This is a genomic window from Brevundimonas sp. DS20, assembly GCF_001310255.1.
Lineage (GTDB): Bacteria > Pseudomonadota > Alphaproteobacteria > Caulobacterales > Caulobacteraceae > Brevundimonas > Brevundimonas aurantiaca.
The window spans coordinates 2780929-2801659 of record NZ_CP012897.1; the positions used below are offsets into that span (position 1 = coordinate 2780929).

The 20731-nt window shown below is 66.9% G+C and carries 20 protein-coding genes; 10 read left to right on the forward strand and 10 right to left on the reverse strand.

The annotated features are described in order from the left end of the window. Positions 1-60 precede the first annotated feature (60 nt). Entirely contained in the window at positions 61-1893 is a 1833-nt protein-coding gene (gene aspS / locus JL11_RS13635; protein WP_054766128.1) for an aspartate--tRNA ligase, read from the reverse strand. Between the two features lie 160 nt (positions 1894-2053). On the opposite strand from aspS, the gene JL11_RS13640 reads away from it, so the two are divergent. The 4 genes from JL11_RS13640 to JL11_RS13655 all read left to right on the forward strand — a co-directional run bounded on the left by JL11_RS13640 (position 2054) and on the right by JL11_RS13655 (position 6921). Next, a complete protein-coding gene (locus tag JL11_RS13640) occupies positions 2054-2341 on the forward strand; it encodes a YciI family protein (RefSeq protein WP_054766129.1) in 288 nt (95 codons plus the stop codon). 86 nt (positions 2342-2427) lie between these two features. Further along, positions 2428-3108 (forward strand): hypothetical protein, encoded by a 681-nt coding sequence (locus tag JL11_RS13645; RefSeq protein ID WP_054766130.1) that lies wholly within the window; start codon positions 2428-2430, stop codon positions 3106-3108. A gap of 88 nt (positions 3109-3196) precedes the next feature. Continuing rightward, complete coding sequence (locus JL11_RS13650; protein ID WP_054766131.1) at positions 3197-5413, forward strand: RNA degradosome polyphosphate kinase; 2217 nt, start codon at positions 3197-3199, stop codon at positions 5411-5413. Next, positions 5413-6921 carry a Ppx/GppA phosphatase family protein gene (locus JL11_RS13655; protein WP_054766132.1) on the forward strand — a complete coding sequence of 503 codons (1509 nt, stop codon included), beginning with the start codon at positions 5413-5415 and terminating at the stop codon, positions 6919-6921. Before JL11_RS13650 ends, JL11_RS13655 begins: the two co-directional genes overlap by 1 nt. Positions 6922-6950: 29 nt before the next feature. Here the strand turns inward: JL11_RS13655 and rnd are convergent, their stop codons facing one another. After that, a complete protein-coding gene (rnd, locus tag JL11_RS13660; RefSeq protein WP_054766133.1) occupies positions 6951-8102 on the reverse strand; it encodes a ribonuclease D in 1152 nt (383 codons plus the stop codon). Positions 8103-8181: 79 nt separating this feature from the next. Between rnd and purM the strand changes: the two genes are divergently transcribed. The 3 genes from purM (at position 8182) to JL11_RS13675 (ending at position 12122) form a co-directional block, all read left to right on the forward strand. After that, a complete protein-coding gene (gene purM / locus JL11_RS13665) occupies positions 8182-9219 on the forward strand; it encodes a phosphoribosylformylglycinamidine cyclo-ligase (RefSeq protein WP_054766134.1) in 1038 nt (345 codons plus the stop codon). A gap of 4 nt (positions 9220-9223) precedes the next feature. After that, positions 9224-9808, forward strand: a complete 585-nt coding sequence (purN, locus tag JL11_RS13670; protein ID WP_082382715.1) for a phosphoribosylglycinamide formyltransferase — start codon at positions 9224-9226, stop codon at positions 9806-9808. Positions 9809-10073: 265 nt separating this feature from the next. Continuing rightward, positions 10074-12122 (forward strand): M13 family metallopeptidase, encoded by a 2049-nt coding sequence (locus JL11_RS13675; protein WP_054766135.1) that lies wholly within the window; start codon positions 10074-10076, stop codon positions 12120-12122. 75 nt (positions 12123-12197) lie between these two features. On the opposite strand, the gene JL11_RS13680 is transcribed toward JL11_RS13675, so the two are convergent. From JL11_RS13680 to JL11_RS13695, 4 genes are all read right to left on the reverse strand, one after another. Further along, a complete protein-coding gene (locus tag JL11_RS13680; protein ID WP_054766136.1) occupies positions 12198-12398 on the reverse strand; it encodes a hypothetical protein in 201 nt (66 codons plus the stop codon). A 124-nt stretch (positions 12399-12522) separates the two neighbouring features. Continuing rightward, positions 12523-12942: a nucleoside-diphosphate kinase gene (gene ndk / locus JL11_RS13685; RefSeq protein WP_054766137.1), complete on the reverse strand. Its 420-nt coding sequence runs from the start codon at positions 12940-12942 to the stop codon at positions 12523-12525. Positions 12943-13017: 75 nt separating this feature from the next. Further along, positions 13018-13440: a type II toxin-antitoxin system VapC family toxin gene (locus JL11_RS13690; RefSeq protein WP_054766138.1), complete on the reverse strand. Its 423-nt coding sequence runs from the start codon at positions 13438-13440 to the stop codon at positions 13018-13020. Beyond that, positions 13437-13748: a type II toxin-antitoxin system Phd/YefM family antitoxin gene (locus tag JL11_RS13695; protein WP_054766139.1), complete on the reverse strand. Its 312-nt coding sequence runs from the start codon at positions 13746-13748 to the stop codon at positions 13437-13439. Before JL11_RS13695 ends, JL11_RS13690 begins: the two co-directional genes overlap by 4 nt. A 45-nt stretch (positions 13749-13793) precedes the next feature. Between JL11_RS13695 and JL11_RS13700 the strand changes: the two genes are divergently transcribed. Next, entirely contained in the window at positions 13794-15680 is a 1887-nt protein-coding gene (locus JL11_RS13700; RefSeq protein WP_054766140.1) for an ABC-F family ATP-binding cassette domain-containing protein, read from the forward strand. Next, on the forward strand, positions 15680-15934 hold the full coding sequence (locus JL11_RS13705) for a DUF2164 domain-containing protein (protein WP_197273309.1): 255 nt from the start codon (positions 15680-15682) through the stop codon (positions 15932-15934). The genes JL11_RS13700 and JL11_RS13705 overlap by 1 nt, the downstream gene beginning before the upstream one ends. A gap of 3 nt (positions 15935-15937) precedes the next feature. Here JL11_RS13705 and JL11_RS13710 read toward each other — a convergent pair whose 3' ends face one another. Continuing rightward, complete coding sequence (locus JL11_RS13710; RefSeq protein WP_054766990.1) at positions 15938-16756, reverse strand: hypothetical protein; 819 nt, start codon at positions 16754-16756, stop codon at positions 15938-15940. 74 nt (positions 16757-16830) lie between these two features. Here JL11_RS13710 and trmFO point away from each other — a divergent pair, with 74 nt between their 5' ends. Beyond that, complete coding sequence (gene trmFO / locus JL11_RS13715) at positions 16831-18234, forward strand: methylenetetrahydrofolate--tRNA-(uracil(54)-C(5))-methyltransferase (FADH(2)-oxidizing) TrmFO (RefSeq protein WP_054766141.1); 1404 nt, start codon at positions 16831-16833, stop codon at positions 18232-18234. Here trmFO and JL11_RS13720 read toward each other — a convergent pair. The 3 genes from JL11_RS13720 to JL11_RS13730 all read right to left on the reverse strand — a co-directional run bounded on the left by JL11_RS13720 (position 18231) and on the right by JL11_RS13730 (position 20653). After that, positions 18231-18926 carry a VIT1/CCC1 transporter family protein gene (locus tag JL11_RS13720; RefSeq protein ID WP_054766142.1) on the reverse strand — a complete coding sequence of 232 codons (696 nt, stop codon included), beginning with the start codon at positions 18924-18926 and terminating at the stop codon, positions 18231-18233. The genes trmFO and JL11_RS13720 overlap by 4 nt on opposite strands. Positions 18927-18993: 67 nt before the next feature. After that, on the reverse strand, positions 18994-19647 hold the full coding sequence (locus JL11_RS13725) for a squalene/phytoene synthase family protein (RefSeq protein WP_054766143.1): 654 nt from the start codon (positions 19645-19647) through the stop codon (positions 18994-18996). After that, positions 19637-20653 (reverse strand): polyprenyl synthetase family protein, encoded by a 1017-nt coding sequence (locus JL11_RS13730; RefSeq protein WP_152950621.1) that lies wholly within the window; start codon positions 20651-20653, stop codon positions 19637-19639. The genes JL11_RS13725 and JL11_RS13730 overlap by 11 nt, the downstream gene beginning before the upstream one ends. Positions 20654-20731 lie beyond the last annotated feature (78 nt).

Here is a 20731-nt window from a genome sequence, read left to right on the forward strand (position 1 = left end):
TGCGGTCGAATGAAAAAGGGCGCGCCTCGGCGCGCCCTTTCTTTCGCTCAGATAGGCCGATCAGACCTTGATCGGCGGGGCCGTGCGGATATGCAGCTCCTTCAGCTGGCGCTCCTGCACCGTGGCCGGGGCGCTCATCAGCAGGTCTTCGCCTTGCTGGTTCAGCGGGAAGGCGATCACCTCGCGGATGGCCTGCTGACCGGCCAGCAGCATGACGATCCGGTCGATGCCGGGAGCCAGACCGCCGTGCGGCGGGGCGCCGAAGCGGAAGGCGTTCAACATGCCGCCGAACTGCTCTTCGACCACCGAGGCGTCGTAGCCCGCGATTTCGAAGGCCTTCAGCATGATCTCGGCCTTGTGGTTCCGGATCGCGCCCGAGCACAGCTCATAGCCGTTGCAGACGATGTCGTACTGATAGGCGCGGATGGTCAGCGGATCCTGGGTCTCCAGGGCCTCCAGCCCGCCCTGGGGCATGGAGAAGGGGTTGTGGCTGAAGTCGACCTTCTTCTCTTCCTCGGACCATTCGAACATCGGGAAATCGACGATCCAGCAGAACTTGAACTGGTCCTCATCGACCAGCTTCAGCTCCGTGCCCACGCGTGTGCGGGCCAGACCGGCGAACTTGGCGAAGGCCGACGGCAGGCCGGCGACGAAGAAGGCGGCGTCGCCCTGGCCCAGGCCCAGGGACTTCATCAGGGCCTCGGTCGGCTCCTGACCCAGGTTCTTGGCGATGGGGCCGCCCCAGGCGCCCTGGTCGTCGGACCAGAAGATATAGCCCAGACCCGGCTGGCCCTCGCCCTGAGCCCAGCTGTTCATACGGTCGCAGAAGGCGCGCGATCCGCCGGTCGGCGCCGGAATGGCCCAGACGGCGTTCTTCTCGTCCGCGCCCAGAATCTTGGCGAACAGGCCGAACCCGCCGTCGCGGAAATGGTCGGACACGACCTGCATCTTGATCGGGTTGCGCAGGTCCGGCTTGTCGGAGCCGTACCAGGCCATCGACTGGGCGTAGGTCAGGCGTTCGAAGCCCTTGTGTTCGAAGCTCTGACCGAAGTCGTTGGTGAAGGTGTGGGTCTGGTCGATGGGCGAGACCGGCTTGCCCTCGCCGAACTCTTCGAAGACGCCGTGCATGACGGGTTCGATGGCGGCGAAGACGTCTTCCTGGGTCACGAAGCTCATCTCGACGTCGAGCTGGTAGAACTCCAGCGACCGGTCGGCGCGCAGGTCTTCATCGCGGAAGCAGGGCGCGATCTGGAAATAGCGGTCGAAGCCCGAGACCATCAGCAGCTGTTTGAACTGCTGGGGGGCCTGCGGCAGGGCGTAGAACTTCTCGGGGTGCAGGCGGCTGGGCACCAGGAAGTCGCGCGCGCCCTCGGGCGACGAGGCCGTCAGGATCGGCGTCTGATATTCCAGGAAGCCCTGGTCGAACATGCGGTTGCGGATCGACTGGATCACGCGCGAGCGCAGCACGATGTTCTTGTGCAGGGTCTCACGGCGCAGATCGAGGTAGCGGTGCTTGAGACGGATCTCCTCCGGATACTCCGGCTCGCCGAAGACCGGCAGCGGCAGTTCGGCGGCTTCCGACAGAACCTCGACGCCCTGGACCCGCACCTCGATCTCGCCGGTCGGCAGGTTCGGGTTCACCACCGAGGCGTCGCGGGCGACCACCTCGCCGTCCACCTTGATCACGCTCTCGGCGCGCAGGCGCTCGACGGCCGCGAAGCCGGGCGTCTCGGGGTGCAGCACCAGTTGGGTCAGGCCGTAGTGATCCCGCAGGTCGATGAACAGCAGGCCGCCGTGGTCGCGCTTCCGGTGAACCCAGCCGGACAGGCGAACGGCGGAACCGGCGTCGGAGGCGCGCAGGGCGCCGCAGGTATGGGAGCGGTAGGCGTGCATGAACAGACCGTCTGGAAATCTGGCGGTGGAATCTGACGCCTTCGGCGCCTGAAATCGAAGCGGCGTAGGGCGCATCATCGCCCCGGAAAGTCAAGGTTTCAACAGTTGCAAACCCCGCTGCGGCGCGCAATAGCGGTTCCAGTCAAAGCTGAAGGCGCCCATGTTCATCGTCACCATCACCTATACCCAGCCGATCGAGGCCATTGAGCAAAAGACGGTCGAGCACCGCGCCTGGCTGGACCAACACGTCGCCAGCGGCCTGATCCTCGCCGCCGGCCCTATGGTTCCTCGCACCGGCGGCATTCTCGTCGTCCGTGGCGGCGGAACGAAGGAGGCGCTGGAAACCCTGCTGAAGGACGATCCTTTCCAGGTCCACGGCCTGGCCGATTACAAGGTGACCGAGTTCAAGGCGGGCAAGCTGAACCCCGTCCTGGCCGAATTCGCCTGAAACGCTCCACAGGGTCTGACGTCCCTCCCCATTACCAACAGGCCCGCTCTGACACAGGCCGACCGGGCCTCTGCTATGACAGAACCATGTCCGCGCCGAGCGCCCTGAGCCCAAAGCCCGCCGAACAGCTGCGTCTGCCGCTGGAACGCCCCGTAGGCGACGCCTTCGTCGTCTCGGACAGCAACGCCGAGGCGACGCGGGTGCTGACGGCCTGGCCGGACGGCGTGGGTTCTGTCCTGGCGCTCTATGGACCCGCGGGAGCCGGCAAGAGCCGTTTGGCCGCCGACTGGGCCGAACGGGTCGGCGCCCTGCCCCTGCACGGCGCGGAAGCGGCTCTGATCGACCCCCTGGAGCTGGAAGGCCGCCCCGTCCTGCTGGACTCGGCCTCTGATGCGGATGATGAAAGCCTGTTTCATCTGATCAATCTGGCGAACCTCTCCGGCGGCGCCCTCCTGCTGGTGGATCGGGCGGCCCCGCGGCGATGGCGAGCAGCCCTGCCCGACCTGCGCTCGCGTCTGGATGCGGTGCGGGCCGTGGCCGTCGAGGCGCCGGATGACAAGGTGCTGTCGGCCATTCTTCGCGCCCGCTTCGCAGAGCGCAGCATCGCCCCCGCCGACGACGTCATCGACTATCTGGTGCGACGCCTAGACCGTTCGGCGGACATGGCCGTGCAGGTGGTGGATCGGCTGGACGCCCTGCATCGCCCGGTGACCCGCCCCCTGGCCCGCGAGGTTCTGGACCAGCTCGGCGACGCAGACGCCGCCTGAAGCGCCCCCTCCCTACGATCTTACCCGCCCCTGCAAATTTCCGGCTCGTCCGCTTGCGGCCGTCACAGTCGCGCGCGACAACCGGCGCATGACCGACGCTGCGATTCAAGACGACACCCGGGGCGAGGAAGTTCCAGCCTCCCGCGCGCCTCAGCTGGCCCTGAACGAAGATCTGATGATCTCGCCGTCGCGCTTCTTCAATCGCGAGATTTCCTGGCTGGCCTTCAACGAACGCGTGTTGGAAGAGGCGGCCAATCCGAACCATCCGCTGCTGGAGCGGCTGCGGTTCGTCTCGATCTCGGCGAACAATCTCGACGAGTTCTTCATGACGCGCGTCGCAGGCCTGAAGGGCCAGTTGCGCGAGCGACTCAGAATCCTGTCCGCGGACGGTCTGACCCCGGCCGAACAGCTGGAGCGCATCAATATCGCAGCGGGCCAGTTGATGGCCGAACAACAGGTCCGCTGGCGTCAGCTGAAGAAGGAGTTGGCTGCGGCGGGGATCGAGGTGGTCGATCGCAACCGCCTGACCAAGACCGAAAGGGAGCGGCTGGAGCCCGAGTTCCTGAACCAGCTGTTCGCCGTTCTGACGCCTCTCGCCATTGATCCGGCCCACCCCTTCCCCTTCCTGCCCAACCTCGGCTTTTCCCTGGCGCTGAAGCTGAAGCGCAAGGGCGAGACCAAGACCTTCTACGCCCTGGTGCCGGTGCCGACCCAGGTGCGCCGCTTCTGGGAGTTGCCGACAGACGGTCGCTCGGCGCCGGGTCGCAAGCGGTTCATCACCCTCGAGAACGTGCTTCTGCTGTTCATCAACCACCTCTTCCCCGGCTGTGAGGTCCTGGAAAAGGGCCTGCTCCGTCTGATCCGCGACAGCGACATCGAGATCGAGGAAGAGGCTGAAGACCTGGTGCTGGAGTTCGAGGAGGCCTTGAAGCAGCGGCGCCTCGGCTCGGTGGTGCGCGTAAAGATCGAGGCCTCGATGCCCGCCGATCTGCGCGACTTCATCATCGGCGAGTTGGAGGCGACGCCCCAGGACGTGGTGCTGGTGGACGGCATGCTGGGCCTGGCTCAGCTGTCGGACCTGATACCCGGCGGCCATCCCGATCTGAAGTTCAAGGGCTATGAGCCCCGCTATCCGGAACGGGTTCGGGACAATGGGGGCGACATCTTCGCCGCCGTCCGAGAAAAGGACATGCTGATTCACCACCCGTTCGAGAGCTTCGACGTGGTGGTGCAGTTCCTGCGTCAGGCGGCGCGTGACCCGAACGTCATCGCCATCAAACAGACCCTGTACCGCACCTCCAAGGACAGCCCCATCGTCGCCGCCCTGATCGAGGCGGCCGAGAACGGCAAGAACGTCACCGCCCTGGTCGAGCTGAAGGCCCGGTTCGACGAGGAGGCCAACCTGCGCTGGGCGCGAGCGATGGAGCGGGCCGGCGTCCACGTCGTCTTCGGCTTTGTCGAATACAAGACCCACGCCAAGCTGAGCGTCGTGGTGCGACGTGAAGGGGACGGCCTTAGAACCTATTGCCACTACGGCACCGGCAACTATCACCCGGTCACGGCCAAGATTTACACCGACCTGTCCCTTTTCAGCTGTGATCCGACTCTGGCGCGCGACGCCAGCCGGGTGTTCAACTACATCACCGGCTACGCCACCCCGGACGAGTTGGAGGCGTTGATCGTTTCCCCGCTCAACATGAAGGCCAAGCTGATCGAACTGATCGGCAAGGAGATGTCGGCCGCCGCAATGGGCAAGCCGGCGGCCATCTGGGTGAAGCTGAACGCCCTGGTCGATCCCGAGATCATCGACGCCCTGTACCGGGCCAGCCAATGGGGCGTGCGTATCGACCTGGTGGTGCGCGGCATCTGCTGTCTGCGTCCCGGGGTGCCGGGCCTGTCGGAGAACATCCGGGTCAAGTCCATCGTCGGCCGCTTCCTGGAACACAGCCGGATCGTCTGTTTCGCCAACGGCAAGGATCTGCCGCACGACAAGGCCAAGGTCTTCATCTCGTCAGCCGACTGGATGACCCGGAACCTGAATCGGCGGGTCGAAGTGATGACCCCCATCCTCAACGCCACCGTCCATGATCAGGTGCTGGATCAAATCATGGTCGCCAATCTGAAGGATGATGCGCAGAGCTGGGTCTTGGACGCCGAAGGACGCTATACGCGCGTTTCCCCCGCCGATCCGGAACGCCCCTTCTCCGCCCATGATTACTTCATGACCAATCCCAGCCTGTCGGGCCGCGGCCGCAAGGTGAAGACCTTGCCGGCCGTCCTCCGCTACGAGCGCCCCGGCCGTTGATGGGTGACATAGCCCCAGCCGGCCGTGACATCGCGGCCATCGACATCGGCTCCAACTCGGTTCGCCTGGTCCTGTACCATCTGGAAGGCCGCGCCGTTTGGACGGTGTTCAATGAAAAGGTCTTGGCGGGCCTGGGCCGCGATCTGCCCGTCACCGGTCGGCTGTCGCCCGAGGGCGTCGCCATGGCCCTGACGGCGCTTCGCCGTTTCGCCGCCGTCCTGGAAGGTGTGCGCCCGGACGCGACCCTGATCGCCGCCACAGCTGCGGTGCGAGAAGCCGAAGACGGGCCTGACTTCTGCCAGAGGGTGGCGGCGGAGACCGGGCTGAACATCCGCGTATTGAGCGGCGAGGAAGAGGCGAAGTACGCCGCCATGGGCGTGTTGGCGGGCGCCCCGACGGCCCAGGGCGTTTCGGCCGACATGGGCGGCTCCAGCCTGGAGCTGACTCAGTTGAAGGGTCTGAAGGCTCTGAAATGGACTCGAGGACAGGGCCTGACCCTGCCGCTCGGGCCCTTCGCCCTGGCCGAGGGAAGCGGTTTTGACGCTGAACGGATCAGGGGCCGCATCGACCAGAAGCTGAAGCCGGTCGCTTCACGGTTCCGAACGGACCGGCTCTACGCCGTCGGCGGCGCTTGGCGCACCCTGGCCCAGGTTCACATGGGGCTGAAATCCTATCCGCTGAAGGTGGTGCATCAATATCAGATGTCGGCGAACGAGGCGTTGGAGACCGCGCGGCTGGTGTCCCGACAATCCGCCGTCAGCCTGGCCAAACTGCCCGGCGTCTCGAAAACCCGCGCAGAAACCCTGCCCTACGCCGGACTGGTGCTGGAGGGGTTGATCAATCATCTGGGCCTCAAACACATTGAAATGTCGGCCTGGGGCGTGCGTGAGGGCCTCCTGTTCGAAACCCTGGACAAGGCCACCCGGACGGCTGATCCTCTTCTTGCCGGCTGTGCGGCCCTGGGCGGCCGTCAAGGAGTGGCGCCCGCCCTACCGGGCGCTCTGAAGGGATGGATCGCCGACATCGTCGCAGCCCTCCCCTCCGTCTTTGGCGCCAAGCGCGACGACGTGCTGGTGGCGGCCGCCTGCCGGCTGGCGGATCTGGGCGCGCGGCTGCACCCGGATCACCGCTTGGAGTTGGTGTTCGACCAGGTGCTGCGCGCGCCCGTGGCGGGGATCAGCCACGACGAACGCGCCTTTCTGGCCAGCGCCCTGAACGCCCGCTACGGCGGCGGTGCAGCCACGCCCCAGCCCGAGGTTATCGACCGGCTGCTGGACGCCGTCGCCGCCAGACGCGCCCGCGCCCTGGGGCTGGCCATCCGCCTGGCCTGCGATCTGTCCGGCCGCTCGCCGCAACTTCTCGCCAACGCCACGGCGCGTGTGAAGGGCGGAGAGCTTCGGCTGACGGCGACGGAAGGTTATGCCGACGTTCTGTTGGGCGAACAGACGCGCAAACGCGCCAAGGCTCTGGCCGAGGCGATGGACCTGGGCCTGAAGATCCAGACCTAGAGGATCGACGGCGCGTCGAGCCCCGGCCTCTAGCCTTCGATCTCGACCACCTCGACCCGGGCGCCGCTCAGCACCAGGGCGATCTCGCCCCGTTTCAGCTTCAGCGCGTCCTCGCCGAAGATCTGGCGCCGCCAGCCCTTCAGCGCATCCACGTCGGCGTCGTCCGTAACGGCGATCTTCTCCAGGTCGGAAACCGTGGCGATCAGCTTGGGCGCGACGCCGGCGTTGTCGCTCTTGGCCTTCAGCAGCACCTTAAGCAACTCGACCACCGACGGAGGCGCCGGCTGGCGATGGGCAGGGCGCTCCATCTCGGGCGCATGGGATTCCGGATCGGCCAGAACGCGTTTCAGCTCCTCGGCCAGTTCCAGCCCCAACCGCGATCCGCCGAACCCCTTGGGCACCGAACGCAGCCGGTTGAAGGCGTCGGGGTCGGTCGGCGCCTGTTGCGCGACCTCGTCGATGCCCTCGTCCTTGAGGATGCGGCCGCGCGGCTGGTCGCGCTCCTGGGCCGCCCGCTCGCGCCAGACGGCCACGGCCTTGAAGGCCGCCAGATATTTGGCTGAGAACTTCTTGGGCTTCAGCCGCTTCCAGGCGTTCTCGGGATTGGTGTCGTAAAGGGCCGGATCGACCAGGCTCTCCATCTCCGCCATCACCCAGTCCAGCCGACCTTCCTTCTTCAGCCGGTCGCGCAGCTTCGGATACAGGGCCGCCAAATGCGTCACGTCGCCCAGGGCATAGACCAGCTGGCTGTCCGACAGGGGGCGTCGCGCCCAGTCGGTGAAGCGGCTGCCCTTGTCCAGTTCGACGCGCAGCATCTGCCGCACCAGGGAATCATAGGCGACCTGCTCGCCGAACCCGGCCGCCATGGCCGCCACCTGGGTGTCGAACATCGGCTTGGGCATGGCGCCCAGGCGCACGAAGATTTCGACGTCCTGTCGACAGGCGTGGAAGACCTTGATGATCTTCGGGTCGCGCAGCAGATCCAGGAAGGGCTCCAGGTCCAGGCCTTCCGCCATCGGATCGATGATGCCGGCGTGATCGGCGGACGCGGCCTGGATCAGGCACAGCCTGGGCCAGTAGGTCGTTTCCCGCATGAACTCGGTGTCGACCGTGATGAACGGGGCGGTGGCGAGGCGGGCGCAGAAATCGGCCAGCGCCTCATTGGTGGTGATCGGCGTCATTCCGATGCTATAGCCCCCCGCAACCCACCTGTGGCAAGAGCCGCGCTGCATTTCCGCCCCGATTCCAGGCCCGAGACCCATGAGCGACACCCAAAAACCTCTCGAAAACGGCCTGACCTACGCCGACGCCGGCGTGGACATCGACGCAGGCGAGATGTTGGTCGAACATATCAAGCCCCTGGCCAAGTCCACGGCGCGCCCCGGATCCGAGCCTTCGCTGGGCGGTTTCGGCGCCCTGTTCGATCTGAAGGCGGCCGGATTCGAGGATCCGCTGATCGTCACCACGACCGACGGCGTCGGCACCAAGCTAAAAATCGCCATCGAGACCGGGCGTCATGACGGCGTGGGCGTCGACCTGGTCGCCATGTGCGTCAACGACCTCCTGGCCCAGGGCGCCGAGCCGCTGCTGTTCCTCGACTATTACGCCACCGGCCGCCTGGAGATCGACGCCGCCCGCCGCGTGGTCGCCGGCATCGCCGAGGGCTGCCGCCAGGCGGGCTGCGCCCTGGTGGGCGGCGAGACGGCGGAAATGCCGGGCATGTACACCGAGGGCGACTATGACCTGGCCGGCTTCAGCCTGGGCGCGGTCGAGCGCGGCCATGCCCTGCCCTATCTGGACCGCCAGGCGGCCGGCGACATCATCATCGGCCTGGGCTCCACCGGTCCGCACTCGAACGGCTATTCGCTGGTTCGCAAGGTGGTCGAGAAGTCCGGCCTGGCCTGGGGCGACGACGCCCCCTTCGCCAAGGACCGCTCCCTGGCCCAGGCCCTGATGGAGCCGACCCGCATCTATGTGAAGCCGGTCCTGCCGCTGATGAAGGCGGGCCTGGTCAAGGGCGCGGCCCATATCACCGGCGGAGGCCTGATCGAAAACCCGCCGCGGTGCATCGCCGAAGGGCTGAAAGCCTCGTTCGACTGGGACGCCTGGCCCATGCCCCACGTCTTCCAGTGGCTGGCCGAGGCCGGCGGCATCAGCGACCACGAGATGCGCCGCACCTTCAACTGCGGCGTCGGCTTTATCCTGATCGTCTCGCCCGAGAACGCCGAGCCGGTGCTGGCCGCCCTGCTCAACGCGGGCGAGGTCGCCTTCGTCTGCGGACAGCTGGAAGCGGCCTGATCTCGTGAAGACGCGCGTTGCGGTCCTGATCTCGGGGACCGGCTCCAATATGGCCGCCCTGATCGACGCCGGTCAGGCGGCGGACAGCGGCTATGAGGTCGCCCTGGTCCTGTCCAACATCGAAGGCGCGGGCGGTCTGGCCATCGCTGCGGCCAAGGGGGTTCAAACAGTCGCCGTTCCGCACAAGCCCTTCGGCAAGGACCGCCAGGCGCATGAGCGGGCGGTGGACGCGGCCCTTCGCGCCGTCGGCGTCGAGGTGGTCGCCCTGGCCGGCTATATGCGCATTTTGACGCCCTGGCTGGTGCGCGCCTGGGAGGGTCGGATGCTGAACATCCACCCCAGTCTTCTGCCCCTCTATCCCGGCCTCGACACCCACGCCCGCGCCATAGCGGCGGGCGACGCCGAAGCCGGCTGCACCGTCCACCTGGTCACCGAAGGTGTCGACGAAGGCCCGATCCTGGGCCAGGCCCGCGTTCCCATCGTCGACGGCGACACGCCCGCGAGCCTGGCAGAACGGGTCAAGACGGCGGAGCATCGGCTGTATCCGCAGGTGCTGGGTGATTTCTGCAAGGGTCTGGCGCGGGGTTGAAGCCCTCTACCAAAGGCCCGTCATCCTAGGCCTTGTGCCTAGGATCTATACGCTCGGCTTATGGCGTGTGGCATGGTCTGCGAGCGTGCGCTCGTCCCTCCGTCTTGAGTTTATGGATCCTAGGCATGAGGCCTAGGATGATGACTTGTCGGCGGCGCGTCCCCGTTCTCTAAACACCTCCGCCCCCAGATTACGAAAACTTCATGCGACACCGCGCCGCACCGGCGCAAAGGTGCCGCCGACCAAAATCGGGACCTTATCCTTCATGCAACGTATTCGCCTGATGGCCGCCTGCTCGGCCTGCATCCTCGTCGCCCTGACCGGCGGCGCCTCGGCCCAGGACCATTCGCACGGGGCCCACGCCGCGCCCGGCTTCGGCGCCTGGGGCTTCGACCTCGCCGGTCGCAACACGTCGGTGAAGCCGGGCGACGACTTCAACGAATACGCTAACGGAACCTATCTCCGCACCACCGAAATCCCGGCCGACAAGGCCCGGTTCGGCCCCTTCGACGTCCTCTATGAAAACGCCCAGGCCCAGCTGCGCGCGATCATCGAGGCCAGCGCCGCCAATCCGGTCAACGCCAACGCCCAGAAGGTCGGCGCCCTCTACGCCAGCTTCATGGACGAGGCCCGCGTCGAACAGCTGGGCGCGGCCCCCATGGCCGCCGACCTGGCCGCCGTGAAGGCTGTGACCGACCACGCCGCCATGGCCCGCCTGATGGGCGCCAGCCATTCGGGCTTCGGCGGTTCGCTGTTCGGCGTCGCCGTGTTCGAGGACCTGCAGAACCCGAACATCAACTCGGCCTATCTGGGCCAAGGCGGGCTCGGCCTGCCCGACCGCGACTATTATCTGAAGCCGGACTTCGCCGCCCAGCGCGAGGCCTATCTGGCCTATCTGACCCAGACCCTGACCGCCATCGGCTGGACCAAGCCGGCTGAGACGGCCGCCGACATCCTGGCCTTCGAGACCAAGGTCGCCGAGAAACACTGGACCACGGTCGAGCGTCGCCAGATCGACAAGCTCTACAACCCCAGCAAGGTCGCCGATCTGGCCGCCCTGGCCCCCGGCTTCGACTGGCCCGCCTTCCTCGACGGCGCCCAGGTCGGAAACCTCGACACCCTGATCCTGATGGAGAACACGGCCATCCCCGGGATCGCCCAGGTCTTCGCCGAGACCCCCATCGAGACCCTGAAGGCGTGGGAAGCCACCCAGATCGTCGATCAGGCCAGCCCCTATCTGTCCAAGGCCTTCGTCGACGCCCGCTTCGAATTCCGCGGCAAGACCCTGCGCGGTCAACCGGAGAACCGTCCGCGCTGGAACCGGGGCGTGGCCCTTGTCGACGGCCAGCTGGGCGAGGTCCTGGCCCAGGAATATGTCCGCCTTCACTTCCCCGCCTCGTCCAAGGCCCAGATGGAGACCCTGGTCGACAACATCCGCGCGGCCATGACCGAGCGGCTGAAGACCCTGGACTGGATGAGCGAGGCGACGCGCGAACAGGCCCTCTACAAGATGTCCAAGTTCGGGGTGAAGATCGGCTACCCCGACAAGTGGCGGTCTTATGACGGTCTCGAACTGACCCCCGGCGACCTGTACGGCAATGTCGAACGCTCCAGCGCTTTCGAGTGGGCGTATCAGCGCGGCAAGATCGGCAAGCCGGTCGATCCGCTGGAATGGGGCATGACGCCCCAGACGGTGAACGCCTATTACAACCCGCCGCGCAACGAGATCGTCTTCCCGGCCGCCATCCTGCAGGCGCCCTTCTTCGATCCGAACGCGGACCCGGCCGTCAACTACGGCGGCATCGGCGCCGTCATCGGCCATGAGATCACCCACGGCTTCGACGACCAGGGCCGCAAGTCCGACGGCGACGGCGTGCTGCGCGACTGGTGGACGCCGGAAGACGCCGCCCGCTTCGAGGCGCGCGCCAAGGTGCTGGGCGACATCTACAACTCGCTGGAGCCCATCCCCGGCGTCCACGTGAACGGCGACCTGACCATGGGCGAGAACATCGCCGATCTGGGCGGCCTGCTGCTGGCTCTGGACGCCTATCACAAGTCGCTGAACGGCCAGCCGGCGCCGGTGATCGACGGCCTGACCGGCGACCAGCGCGTCTTCCTGGGCTGGGCCCAGGTCTGGCGCGAGAAGTCGCGTGAGGCGGCCCTGAAGGAACAGCTGACCACCGACCCGCATTCGCCCGGTTCGGTCCGGGCCGCCACATCGCCGCGCAACATCGACGCCTGGTACGCCGCCTTCGGCGTCTCGCCCGACCAGAAGGAATATATCGCCCCCGAGGCCCGCGCCCGCATCTGGTAGGCGGTCCGCAGCCCAAACGGAAAAGGCCCGGAGCGTCGCTCCGGGCCTTTCTTTTTCAGCCGTTAGGCTGAGGTCTTACTTCGGCGTCGTCGCAGCGCCGGCGACAGCGCCGATGGCGGCGCCGGCGACAGTTGAGCCGGTGTTGCCGCCGACCACCTGACCGGCGACGGCGCCGCCCAGGGCGCCGGTGGCGGCACGTTGTTCCATGGTCTGGCCGCAAGCGGCCAGCAGGGCCACGGCGCCGATGACGGGGGTCAGTTTCAGGATGGTCTTCATGGGTCTGCTCCGAGAGGGGGACGATACGAGACTGACCCAACGAAAAGGCCCGCGTCCGGTTCCGGACGCGGGCCTCTGTCTCTTCGCGCTACGCTCGGGGCGCGGCCCCTCGCGACTTGAGCGCTTAGCCGACGATCTGGTCTTCGGTGAAGAACTGCTCGATTTCGATCTTGGCGTTGTCCAGGCTGTCCGAGCCGTGGACCGAGTTCTCGCCGATCGACAGGGCGAATTGCTTGCGGATCGTGCCTTCGGCGGCCTGTTCCGGGTTGGTGGCGCCCATGACTTCACGGTACTTGGCCACGGCGTTCTCGCCTTCCAGAACCTGGACGACGACCGGCTCGGCGGTCATCTGCTCGACCAGCTCGCCGTAGAAGGGACGTTCGGCGTGAACTTCGTAGAACTTCTTGGCCTGGTCGGTCGTCAGCTTGACGCGGCGCTGGGCCACGATGCGCAGGCCGGCGCCTTCGATCACGGCGTTGATCGCGCCGGTCAGGTTGCGGCGGGTCGCGTCGGGCTTGATGATCGAGAAGGTGCGTTCGGTCATGGGAATTGACTTCTTGTTAGGGAGAATGAGGTCGCGGGCTTATAGCGACGCCCCGCCCCCTCGCCAAGCCGTCTTTCAGCAGGCGATGGCCCGGACGTGACCAGCGGCGGCATAGTCCAGAATGGCGCGATCTCGGGTGACGACGAGCAGATCGTCTACCCGCGCCTGCGACACGAGCAGTCTGTCAGCAGGGTCCTTGTGAAACGGTTCAGGCAGCCTTGCTGCGGTCAAAGCCGCCGCCGTGGAAAGAGGTAAAGACTGCGCAGTGGCGCTGGACATCGCCGCTTCGAACCAGACGACAGGATCTCCAGCGATCTGGAGAAGGCGTCCCGTTCGGGTCGCGGTCGCCAGCATGCCGATTTCCCAGGCCGAGACCGACGAAACCCAGAGATCGTCGGCTTGCGCCGCTTTGGCGATGACGTCGCGCGCTTCTTGCCTGATCGAAGCTCCGAGAACCATTCTGATGAAGGCGTTCGTGTCCAGGAGCACGCCGCTCATTCTTCATCCCACAGGCCACGCTCCGGATCACATACCCCGTGTAGGGCGGGGTCGTAGATCGGGCCGTCGATGTCCAGCCCTTCAGGTATGATCAACGTGCCCTTCATACCACCGAAGATGCTGTTGGGATCCCACGGCTTCTCCGCTGGGTGATCGGGAGACCTTACCACCGCCACTTCCTTGCCGCGCTTGGTGATGCGAACACGACGAATCTCGCCCGAGTTCACACGATCCAGCAGGTCCAGGCACTTGGCCTTGAACTCCGTGGCCGTTATGACGACCTCGCCGCCTACAGGGTCATACGTCATGACTGGTCATATTGAGATGACCAGTCAGAAAGTCAATTCGTCCGCATGCTCCAGATCAACAACCTGACCCTGAACGCCTGGGGCCGCCAGTTTCTGGACGACGCCTCGGTCAGCCTGCCGCCCGGCTCCAAGGTGGGTCTGGTCGGGCGCAACGGTATCGGCAAGTCGACCCTGTTCAAGGTGATCCTGGGCGAACTGGCCGCCAACGGCGACGAGATCAGCCTGCCCAAGACCGCCCGCATCGCCTCCGTCGATCAGGAACACCCCGCCACCCCCGTCAGCGTGCTGGAGACCATCCTTGAGGCCGACGTCGAGCGCCACGAGCTGATGACGCGGCTGGAAACCGCCGATCCCGAGGAGATGGGCGAGATCTGGGGTCGTCTGATCGAGATCGACGCAGAGAGCGCGCCGGCGCGCGCGTCTGAAATCCTGGTCGGTCTGGGCTTCAGCCAGGAGGATCTTCACCGGCCCATGTCGCATTTCTCGGGCGGTTGGCGGATGCGCGTGGCCTTGGCCGCCGCCCTGTTCGCCGAACCGGACATGCTGCTGCTGGACGAACCGACCAACTACCTCGATCTGGAAGGCGCCTTGTGGCTGGAGGCGCGGCTGAAAAAATACCCGCACACGGCCTTGATGATCTCGCACGACCGCGATCTGCTGAACTCGGTCTGCACCCACATCCTTCAGCTCTCGAACCGCAAGCTGGAGCTCTACACGGGCAACTACGACACCTTCGAGCGCACCCGGGCCGAAAAACTGCGGCTGATGGAGGCCACCAAATCCAAGCAGGACGCCGAGCGCGCCCACCTTCAGAAGTTCATCGACCGCTTCAAGGCCAAGGCCTCCAAGGCCACCCAGGCCCAGTCGCGCGTCAAGAAGCTGGAGAAGATGGAGCGGATCGAGCTGCCGCCCGAAGAACGGGTCGCCCCCTTCGTCCTGCCTTCGCCGGAGCGCCCCCTGCCCCCGCCCCTGATCCGTCTGGAGAAGGCCAGTGTCGGCTATGAGCCGGGCAAGCCGATCCTTCGGAACCTAAACCTGCGGATGGACCTGGACGACCGCATCGGCCTCTTGGGCGTCAACGGCGCCGGCAAGTCCACCTTCGCCAAGCTGATCGCCAAGGCCCTGACCGTCGACGCCGGCGAGTTTCACCGCGACGGCAAGATGCGGGTCGGCTGGTTCCACCAGCACCAGATCGAGGCGATGGATCCCGAGGACACGCCGTTGCAGATCATCCTGCGCGCCATGCCCGAAGCGTCCGAAAGCAGCCGGCGCAGCCGCCTGGCCCAGTTCGGCCTGCCCTATCAGAAGCAGGACACCAAGGTGGGGGCCCTGTCCGGGGGCGAGCGCGCGCGTCTTCTGCTGAACCTGGTGGCCATGGATGCGCCCCACATCCTGATCCTCGACGAACCGACCAACCACCTGGACATCGACAGCCGTCGCGCCCTGCTGGACGCCCTGAACCAGTACACGGGCGCCGTCATCCTGATCACCCACGATCGGTCGCTGATGGAGCTGGTCGCCGACCGGCTGTGGCTGGCCGCCGACGGTACGGTGAAGCCGTTCGAAGGCGACATGGACGACTACGCCAAGTTCGTCCTCGACCGCGCCAAACAAGCCGGGATGAAGCCCAGTCAGCTCAAGCCCGAGCCCGTGGCCGAAGCGGCGCCTGTCGCTGCGTCCAAGGCGGAGAAGAAGAAATCAGGCCCCTCCCCCTCTACCCTGCGCCATGCGGTGAAGAAGGCGGAAGAGGAGATGGCCCGCCTGACGGCCGACCTGGCCCGGATCGACGCCGACCTCGCCGCTGCGGCGGCCGCCAATGACTCTAAAAAGCTGGAAAGCCTGGGCCGCGCCCGCGCCAAGACCCAGGCCGATCTGGACGCCGCTGAAACCGCCTGGATCGCGGCGGAAGAGGCGCTGGCCGAGGTGGCGTGATGATCAAGCCCGTTCAACTGTCCAAGGATCAGCGCGCGGCCGCCACGGCCAGGCTGCGCGCCTATTTCCGCGACGAGCTGGAGCAGGAGCTGGCTCAACTGCCGGCCGAGATGTTGCTGGACTTCATCGGCAAGGAAATCGGCGCGATCTTCTACAATCGCGGCGTTCAGGACGCCCAGCAGTTGGTCCAGCAGAAGGCGGAGGACGTGGTCGAGGCCCTGTATGGCCTGGAACGCTCAGTTTCGATCCGTTAGGCGTCAGCCCGGATCGCGCGCGTCCGGAGCCCAATATTCCAGCCGCTGATAGGCTTCGCCCAGGAAGACGGCGGCCAAGGGCGCCTCCAGCCCCGACAGGACCAGGGCGGATGCCACGTCCCTGGCGGCGCCGGACAGCAAGCCCGCAGCGGAGAGCCCGATCAGGACCAGCTTGGGCAGGCCGACCACGATCAGCCCGCCCAGCAGGGGCCAGAAACTGCCCTGGGCGACGCCCATGCTGTTCAGCGAGACCATATGCCCGCGCCCCAGGGTGGCCGGGGCGAACAAGGACAGCCGCACGGCCATCACCAGAACCCCATAGGCCACCAGCAGGGTCACGACCGCGAGCAGCACCAGCTTCCACACCGGACCGACCGCAGCCCAGTTCCGCTGGTTGATCGCCTCAGCGTCCAGCCCCGCCATTCCGAACAGGGCCAGAAGCAGCAGGGCCGCAACCGACAGGATCATGGCCATGAAGACCGCGCACAGCAGGGCGGCGCCCAGCAACCGCAGTTCCGGCCATCCGAACTGAAGACCGGCCGGACCCAGTCCGCGTCGCCGCGCCTCATCCAGATCGGCGCTGACCGCAATCCGCGTCAGGCCGCCCGCCAGGGCCAAGCCGGCGACGAGGCCGGCGATCTGGCCGACACCCCGCCCGATCATCGCCCAGGAGGCTTCAACCGCATGGGCGCTCCACCCGGCGACGCTCCAAACGACGGCGCAGACCAGGATCGCGCCCCACGCGCCCCGCCAGGCCAGCGGCAGCTTTGCGAAGGCGGCCTTCAGGGTCTCGCCTAACGGCAACTGTCTGTGACGGTTCACGCGCACCCCCTCATCCCCGCCGCGACATAGCAGGGGATCATGACATCACGCCAGACGGCCGCTAGAAGGCCGCGATGAACGCTTCCCCCACATCTCCTTCCCCTGTTCACGTCATCGGCGGCGGCCTGGCCGGCTCGGAGGCCGCCTGGCAGATCGCCCAGGCCGGCGTGCCCGTCATCCTGCACGAGATGCGCGGAGTCCCCGGCGTGAAGACCGACGCCCACCAGACGGACGGACTGGCCGAACTGGTCTGCTCCAACTCCTTCCGCTCGGACGATTGGGAGTACAATGCGGTCGGTCTGCTGCACGCCGAGATGCGGGCGCTGGACTCGGTCATCATGGCCTGCGGGGACGCCCATCAGGTGCCGGCGGGCGGCGCCCTGGCGGTGGATCGCGACGGCTTTTCCCAAGCGGTCACGGCGAAGCTGGAAGCCCACCCCCTGGTCACCGTCGTGCGTGAGGAGATCGCCGGCCTGCCGCCTGAGGATTGGGACAATGTGATCGTCGCTACCGGCCCCCTGACTTCGCCCGCCCTGGCCGAGGCGATCCTGAAGGCGACGGGCGAGGAAAGCCTCAGCTTCTTCGACGCCATCGCCCCCATCGTCCATGCCGACAGCATCGACTTCGACATCGCCTGGCGTCAGTCCCGCTATGACAAGGAAGGCCCCGGCGGAGACGCCGCCGCCTACGTCAACTGCCCGATGGACAAGCCCCAGTACGAGGCCTTCATCGACGCCCTGCTGAACGGCCCCAAGGCCGAGTTCAAGGATTGGGAGCACGTCCCCTATTTCGACGGCTGCCTGCCGATCGAGGTCATGGCCGAGCGGGGGCGCGAGACCCTGCGGCACGGGCCGATGAAGCCGGTCGGGCTGACCAATCCGCGCAATCCGACGGTCAAGCCCCACGCCATCGTCCAGCTGCGTCAGGACAATGCGCTGGGTACGTTGTTCAACATGGTCGGCTTCCAGACCAAGCTGAAGCACGGAGCTCAGGCCGAGGTCTTCCGCATGATACCGGGGCTTCAGAACGCCCAGTTCGCGCGCCTGGGCGGCCTGCACCGCAACACCTATCTGAACAGCCCCCAGCTGCTGGACAAGCAGTTGCGGCTCAAGGCCATGCCCCGCCTGCGCTTCGCCGGCCAGGTCACGGGGGTCGAAGGCTATGTCGAGAGCGCGGCCATGGGCCTGCTGACCGGCCGCCTGGCCGCCGCCCAGGCCCTGGGTCGCGACCTGTCGGCGCCCCCGCCTGAGACCGCCATGGGCGCCCTGGTCGAACACATCACCGGCGGACACCTGGAAGGCTCGAAGTTCCAGCCGATGAACATCAACTACGGCCTGCTGCCCCCGCTGGAGGCCCCCAAGGTCGATGAAGACGGCAAGCGCATCCATCCCAAGGAACGCGGCCGGGCGAAGAAGCGGTTGCAGAGCATTCGGGCGATGGAGAGCCTGAAGGCCTGGCGGGACGCGGTGACGGCTTAAACCACCGTTCCGAACAGACGTCCGATTCCGGCGGTGACCGCCATGGCGAGCACGCCCCAGAAGACGACGCGCACCACCGAGCGGGGGATGTCGGCCCCGCCCGCACGCGCGCCCATGCCGCCCAGGACCGCCAGACCGACAACGGCGCTGGCGGAGACCCAGATAAGGAGGCCGTCGGTCGGCGCGATCGCCACGGCGGCCAGGGGAAGAACCGCGCCTGCGGCGAAGGTGGCGGCGGATGTCAGGGCCGCCTGAATGGGGCGCGCGGTGGTGAAGCCGGAGATGCCCAGTTCGTCGCGCGCATGGGCGCCGAGGGAGTCGTGAGCCATCAGCTGTTCGGCCACGGCTCTGGCCGTGTCGGGCTGGACCCCACGCGCGACATAGATACCCGCCAGCTCGTCCAGCTCGGCCTCAGGCGCAGCGGCCAGTTCGGCCGCCTCTCTGGCCAGATCGGCCTTCTCCGTATCGGACTGGGAGCTGACCGAGACATATTCGCCAGCGGCCATGGACATGGCGCCGGCGACCAGTCCGGCGACGCCCGAAACCACAACCGAGCCCTTCGAGGCCTCGGCGGCGGCGACGCCGACGATCAGGCTTGCAGTGGAGACGAGGCCGTCGTTAGCCCCAAGGACAGCGGCTCTCAGCCAGCCGATACGCTCGATTAGGTGGCGTTCAGAATGGGGTCGGGCCATGGCGGCCTCCGTGTGTCTGCACCTCTAGACCAGACCCAAAAGCCCGTGGGCGCAAGCCCGATCTGGATCAAATCCGCCCGACGAAGGCGGCCAGGATCAACCGCAGCCGCCGGAAGGCCTCGGGCCGGTCACGCCCGGACAGGGCGGCGTGGGCCACGGCGGGGAAGGCGGCGACCGGCAGGGTCTTCAGGGCGGCGTTGGCGGCCTTGCGCCCGGCCCTCGCCTCGTCCGCTCGCCCGACCTGGGTCAGGCCCCAGACCCGTCCGGCCTCGATCACCTTATCCACATGGCCAGGACCGGCCAACACATGGACCGCCGTCTGCATGGGCCCCACGTAGAAGGCGTCGAGATCATGGGGCTGGCTGTGGACGCGGCCGATATGGGCCTCGATCAGGGCGTCGAAGGGGGCGCGGTCCAGGCTGTGACGGGCGACGAGATCCGTCAGGGCCTCGAGCACCGGATGGCCCTTGCGCGGGACGGCGGCGAAGACTCCATCCAGCTGTTCGGCCCACCAAGTGTAGCGCATCTCGGCCAGCAGGGGCTGGGTCACGCGCGTGGGTATGACCATCAGCTCGGCCTCGAAGGCGTAGAGGGTGATCAGATCGGCGCGGGAGCGATCATCGGCGACCAGTCGGCTGGACAGCCAGCGGTCCAGATCGGCGGCGCGAACCTGGGCGTCCAGGCCTGCCCCCCCTGCCGCAGGAGCAGGTTCAGGCGGCACGCGAAACGGCGAAATCGGCCAGGTCTTCCAGGGCCGCGCGCCAGTCGGATGCGGGCAGGACCGACAGGGCGGCCTTGGCCTGATCGGCGTAGTCGCCGGCCAGGTCCAGGGTCGCGCCGATGGCGCCGGAGCCGACGACCAGTTCACGGGCGCGGGCGAAGTCGTCGGGCGTGCGTTCGCCCTTGGTCACGGTCCGCTCCCAGAAGGCGTCCTCGCGGCCCCGGGTGCGGGCCACGGCCAGCAGCAGCGGCAGGGTGGCCTTGCCCTCGTTGAAATCGTCGCCGGCGTTCTTGCCCAGGGCCTCGGCGGTCGCGCCGTAGTCCAGGGCGTCGTCGGCCAGCTGGAAGGCGATGCCCAGGGCCATGCCGTAATCGCGCAGGGCCTTGACCGCCTCGGCCGACGCCCCGGCGCCCACGGCCCCCGCCTCGGCGGCGGCGGCGAACAGTTCGGCGGTCTTGGCCGAGATGATCTGAAGATAGGTGGCCTGGTCCAGGTTCAGGTCGTGGGCGCGGGTCAGCTGCAGCACCTCGCCTTCCGAGATCACGCGCGAGGCCTCGGCCAGAATGCCCAGAGCCCGCATCGAATCCGTTTCGACCATCAGTTCGAAGGCGCGAGCGAACAGGAAGTCGCCGACCAGGACGCTGGTCGGTGCGCCCCAGATCAGATGTGCGGCGACCTTGCCTCGACGCAGCTCCGACGCATCCACGATGTCGTCGTGCAGCAGGGTGGCGGTGTGGATGAACTCCACCGCCGCCGCCAGCTTCTTGGGCGACAGAATGTCCCCCTGCGCGCCCGTGGCCCGGGCGGCGGCGACTGTGAGCAGGGGCCGCAACCGCTTGCCCCCCGCCGAGACCAGATGTTCGGCCAGTTTTGGGATGATCGGCACATCCGACTGCATCCGGTCGATAATCAGAGCGTCCACCTCGGCCATATCGGTTCCGGCCAGCCGGACGAGGGCGTTCACATCCCCCTTCGGACGGGGAAACACGGCAGGGGCGAGGTCCAAGGGGATACTCTTTCGCAGGTCGCGCAACGTCCGCCGCGCAGCTAATTCCGACCGCGTCCGCTTGCCGGATCGCGATGG

What these genes read in the sequence shown, in the direction of transcription:
- rnd (WP_054766133.1), bottom strand. Translation starts at nt 8,102, where the DNA reads ATGACGCCGATCACCACCAATGAGGCGCTGGCCGATTTCTGCGCCCGC.
- JL11_RS13640 (WP_054766129.1), top strand. Translation starts at nt 2,054, where the DNA reads ATGTTCATCGTCACCATCACCTATACCCAGCCGATCGAGGCCATTGAG.
- JL11_RS13650 (WP_054766131.1), top strand. Translation starts at nt 3,197, where the DNA reads ATGACCGACGCTGCGATTCAAGACGACACCCGGGGCGAGGAAGTTCCA.
- JL11_RS13675 (WP_054766135.1), top strand. Translation starts at nt 10,074, where the DNA reads ATGCAACGTATTCGCCTGATGGCCGCCTGCTCGGCCTGCATCCTCGTC.
- ndk (WP_054766137.1), bottom strand. Translation starts at nt 12,942, where the DNA reads ATGACCGAACGCACCTTCTCGATCATCAAGCCCGACGCGACCCGCCGC.
- JL11_RS13695 (WP_054766139.1), bottom strand. Translation starts at nt 13,748, where the DNA reads ATGACGTATGACCCTGTAGGCGGCGAGGTCGTCATAACGGCCACGGAG.
- JL11_RS13705 (WP_197273309.1), top strand. Translation starts at nt 15,680, where the DNA reads ATGATCAAGCCCGTTCAACTGTCCAAGGATCAGCGCGCGGCCGCCACG.
- purM (WP_054766134.1), top strand. Translation starts at nt 8,182, where the DNA reads ATGAGCGACACCCAAAAACCTCTCGAAAACGGCCTGACCTACGCCGAC.
- JL11_RS13690 (WP_054766138.1), bottom strand. Translation starts at nt 13,440, where the DNA reads ATGAGCGGCGTGCTCCTGGACACGAACGCCTTCATCAGAATGGTTCTC.
- JL11_RS13720 (WP_054766142.1), bottom strand. Translation starts at nt 18,926, where the DNA reads ATGGCCCGACCCCATTCTGAACGCCACCTAATCGAGCGTATCGGCTGG.
- JL11_RS13655 (WP_054766132.1), top strand. Translation starts at nt 5,413, where the DNA reads ATGGGTGACATAGCCCCAGCCGGCCGTGACATCGCGGCCATCGACATC.
- JL11_RS13680 (WP_054766136.1), bottom strand. Translation starts at nt 12,398, where the DNA reads ATGAAGACCATCCTGAAACTGACCCCCGTCATCGGCGCCGTGGCCCTG.
- aspS (WP_054766128.1), bottom strand. Translation starts at nt 1,893, where the DNA reads ATGCACGCCTACCGCTCCCATACCTGCGGCGCCCTGCGCGCCTCCGAC.
- JL11_RS13645 (WP_054766130.1), top strand. Translation starts at nt 2,428, where the DNA reads ATGTCCGCGCCGAGCGCCCTGAGCCCAAAGCCCGCCGAACAGCTGCGT.
- JL11_RS13700 (WP_054766140.1), top strand. Translation starts at nt 13,794, where the DNA reads ATGCTCCAGATCAACAACCTGACCCTGAACGCCTGGGGCCGCCAGTTT.
- trmFO (WP_054766141.1), top strand. Translation starts at nt 16,831, where the DNA reads ATGAACGCTTCCCCCACATCTCCTTCCCCTGTTCACGTCATCGGCGGC.